We start from the raw sequence: 3,411 nt of genomic DNA, 5'->3' as shown, positions 1-3,411 counted from the left end.
CGAGCCGCCCCAGCCGCCGCGCGATCTCGGGCGTGACCGCCTGGCGCGCCGCGTGCCTCAGCGCCCGATCCTCCAACGCCGAGGACCCCTTGTCGATCTGGAAGTCCACGCCGTTCAGCCGGCCCACCGCATGGCCCTCGACCACCACCTCGCCGTCGTCCGCCACCTCGGCGACGGCGTCGCCGCGCACGTTCAGGGCCTGCATCAGGGCGGTGGTGCGCCGGTCGACGAAACGGGCGGTCAACCGGTCGTGCAGCACGTCGGAAAGCCGCTCCTCCAGCGCCTTGGTCCGATCGCGCCAGCCTTGCGCCTGGTCCAGCCAATCCGGGCGGTTGGCGATGTAGCTGAGGGTGCGCACGCCGCTCAGTCGGGCCGACAACTGGTCGATCTGGCCGTCGTCGCGGTCCAGGCCGGCGAAGCGGGGCGCGATCCAGTCGTCGGTCAGCCGGCCACGCCGGCCGGTGAGCGCCTGGAAGATCTCCTTGGCCAGGCGGCCATGCTCGTCCAGCGTGGTCTTCTGGAAGTCCGGCAACTGGCACGCCTCCCACAGGCGCATGATCGCGCCGCGGGAGCGGCCGACCCGGGCGACCTCCTCGTCCTTGGCCAGGCGCCGCAGCAGGGTCTCGTCGAGGGCCGGTTCGGTCAGCTTCAGGCCGCGCGCGCCGGGCGTCACGGTCAGCGAACGCATCAGGCCGGGCAGGGTGTCGAAGTCCAGGCGGGCGTTGCGCCACTCGGCCGCCTCCAGCGGGTCGAAGCGATGCTCGACGACCTGCTCGACCAGATCGGGATCCAGCTCCAGCGCCTCGCCGGTGACGCCGAACGTCCCGTCCCGCAGGTGACGGCCCGCGCGGCCGGCGATCTGACCGATCTCGTGCGCATGCAGCCAGCGGGTGCGCCGCCCGTCGAACTTCCGCAAGCCCGCGAAGGCGACATGGTCCACGTCCATGTTCAGCCCCATGCCGATGGCGTCGGTGGCGACCAGGAAGTCGACCTCGCCGGACTGGAACAGCTCGACCTGGGCGTTGCGGGTGCGAGGGCTCAGGGAGCCCATGACCACCGCCGCACCGCCGCGCTGGCGGCGGATCAGTTCGGCGATGGCGTAGACTTGGTCGGTCGAGAAGGCGACGATGGCGCTGCGCCGGGGCAGGCGGGTCAGCTTCTTGGAGCCGGCGTAGCTGAGCATGGACAGCCGCTCGCGAGACACGATCTCGACGTCCGGGATCAGCGAGCGGATCAGGCGCGCCGCGGTCCCGGCGCCCAGGAACATGGTCTCGTGGCGGCCCCGCGCGTGCAGCAGGCGCTGGGTGAAGACGTGCCCTCGCTCCGGATCGGCGATCAGCTGGATCTCGTCGACCGCCAGGAATTCCACCGTCCGCTCCAGCGGCATGGCCTCGACGGTGCAGACGAAGAAGTGCGCGCGGGGCGGGACGATCTTCTCTTCGCCGGTGATCAGGGCCACGGCGGAGGCGCCGCGCCGCTTGACGATCCGGTCGTAGATCTCGCGCGCCAGCAGCCGCAGCGGCAGGCCGATCATGCCCGAGGCGTGCCCCAGCATCCGCTCGACGGCCAGATGCGTCTTGCCGGTGTTGGTGGGCCCCAGGATCGCCGTGACGCGCGATGGAGCCTGGCCTGTGCCTCGATCACTCATGAGACTGGAAAGGTGGCGTGCGCGGGGATGTTCCTCAAGCCGGACCCCGATTCCGGGACCGGAGTAAACGGGGGGCGGTGTTCGGGTGGAACAGGCGCGAAACGAATCAGGACCGAATCATCGACACGGCCCGATTCGGGATTTGTTCCCTACAAGATATTGTATCTTAAGGGCGATTAACCACAACTCATTTCTTGATCCCCGGTCGCCGGCGGGACGGGGAAATTCGAAAGGCGGAAGTTTTCCATCGGCCCCGCTTCCGTCGCGCTTTCCGCTCCGCTAGTTCAGCCGGCGACGGCCCCGTAGCTCAGCTGCATAGAGCAAGGCTTTCCTAAAGCCGAGGTCGCAGGTTGGAGTCCTGCCGGGGTCGCCAGTCCGTCCAGATCAGCCCGTCGCCGACGCGCCGTCCTTGGCGAAGATCGACGGCATGCCCCGCCGGACATGGGCGGCCAGGACCGCGAGAGCGATGCAGGCCGCGCCGACGGCGATGTAGACCGGGCCCGGCGGGTTCAGGCCGATGAAGACGGGCGCGACGACCGCCGCCGACATCGCCAGGGCCGTGAGCGCGCGTGACGGCAGGAACAGCCAGAGCATGGCCACGCAGACCGCGCCCAGGTCGCGCATGCCCCGGAGAATGGACCATTGGTCGATGTTCACCGGCACCAGATGATGGGTCTGGTACAGCCAGCCCGCGCCGGTGATGGCGGCGATCGACAGCAGGCCGAACACGACCAGTCTCACCATGTCTGGACCTCGCGGTTGATCCCGGACGAACGGGACGGAAGGAGCGAGCGGGAAGGTGGGCGGAAACCTTCGAAGGCGAAAGGGGGCGGGGCGACTTTCTGGCGCGACGCCCGACTGACCGGCCGGTCGGACCCGCTTTTGCCTCTGTGCAGCGGGACTGGAGCCTGCCAGAACGGCCCGGAGGAGCCGATGCGGGCAGGAGCGACAGCGTCGCCGCGACGGGCTTGGACGCCACTCAGGAAGACAGGCGGGGATCGAGATGAGCATGCGGACCTTCCTGGCCTCCCTCGGCATGCGGCCCGGGCGCTCCAGCCGCGCGCGCGCGATCCGAAGCCTGCCGGATCGGCAGCTGATGGAGACGGTGTTCATCCCCGCCCTGGCCGCCGAGGGCGGTCGGATCCTGTGGGTCGGGGTGCGCGAGTACACCTTGGACGACTATGCCCTGCTGGAGGCCAGCGGGGGCGAGGTCTGGACCACCGACATCGATCCCAAGGCCGAGCGCTGGGGTCGCCAGGGGCGGCACAGGACCGGAGACGTGGGCGCGGCGGACGCCCTGTTCGCCGACCAGACGTTCGACGCGGTGGTCTGCAACGGGGTGCTGGGCTACGGCGTCGACGAACCGGAGCACCAGGCCCGCACCTTCGGGGCGCTGGCGGCGCTGATCCCGTCTGGAGGGCGCCTTCTGCTGGGCTGGAACACCGACAAGATCGCCGATCCGCTGGCGACCGGACTGCACCGGCCGTGGTTCGAGGCCGAGCCCTTCGCTGGCCAACCGGCGCGGACACCCTTCGCCGAGGTCACCCACGTCTACGACTGTCTTCGCCGCACCGGGGCCCCCGCCGCCTGACCCGCGAGTCGTCGAAAAGACGCCCGTGCCGGCCGACGAAGCCGCGTCCAGCCGGCCGTCGCAAAAGGCGAATCTCGCGACCGTCAGATTTTCGATGCGGAGACGCCGCTCCGAGGGAGAGCGGATGCGGTCAGGCGATCCGGGCCGAGCGCGCGCCGGACCGGGCCGCCAA

General features: G+C 70.1%; 3 protein-coding genes and 1 tRNA gene. 2 read left to right on the top strand and 2 right to left on the bottom strand.

Annotation, left to right across the window (positions count from 1 at the left end):
* Window positions 1–1,648, bottom strand: a 1,648-nt coding sequence (locus tag AC2W7C_RS15260; protein WP_486002168.1) for a helicase-related protein, incomplete at its 3' end; no start/stop codon positions are given.
* Window positions 1,649–1,944: 296 nt separating this feature from the next.
* Between AC2W7C_RS15260 and AC2W7C_RS15255 the strand changes: the two genes are divergently transcribed.
* Window positions 1,945–2,021: transfer RNA gene (locus AC2W7C_RS15255), tRNA-Arg, on the top strand.
* Window positions 2,022–2,032: 11 nt separating this feature from the next.
* On the opposite strand, the gene AC2W7C_RS15250 is transcribed toward AC2W7C_RS15255, so the two are convergent.
* The gene (locus tag AC2W7C_RS15250; protein WP_486002167.1) at window positions 2,033–2,392 is read right to left on the bottom strand and encodes a hypothetical protein; all 360 of its coding nucleotides are present in this window, start codon (window positions 2,390–2,392) and stop codon (window positions 2,033–2,035) included.
* Window positions 2,393–2,657: 265 nt separating this feature from the next.
* On the opposite strand from AC2W7C_RS15250, the gene AC2W7C_RS15245 reads away from it, so the two are divergent.
* Complete coding sequence (locus AC2W7C_RS15245) at window positions 2,658–3,239, top strand: class I SAM-dependent methyltransferase (RefSeq protein WP_486002166.1); 582 nt, start codon at window positions 2,658–2,660, stop codon at window positions 3,237–3,239.
* The last annotated feature ends 172 nt before the right edge of the window (window positions 3,240–3,411 follow it).

This window comes from Brevundimonas sp. CURTG3B2_SDJG (genome assembly GCF_057364705.1).
The sequence above is the reverse complement of the archived record's forward strand: the minus strand, read 5'-3'. Positions and strand labels throughout refer to the sequence as shown.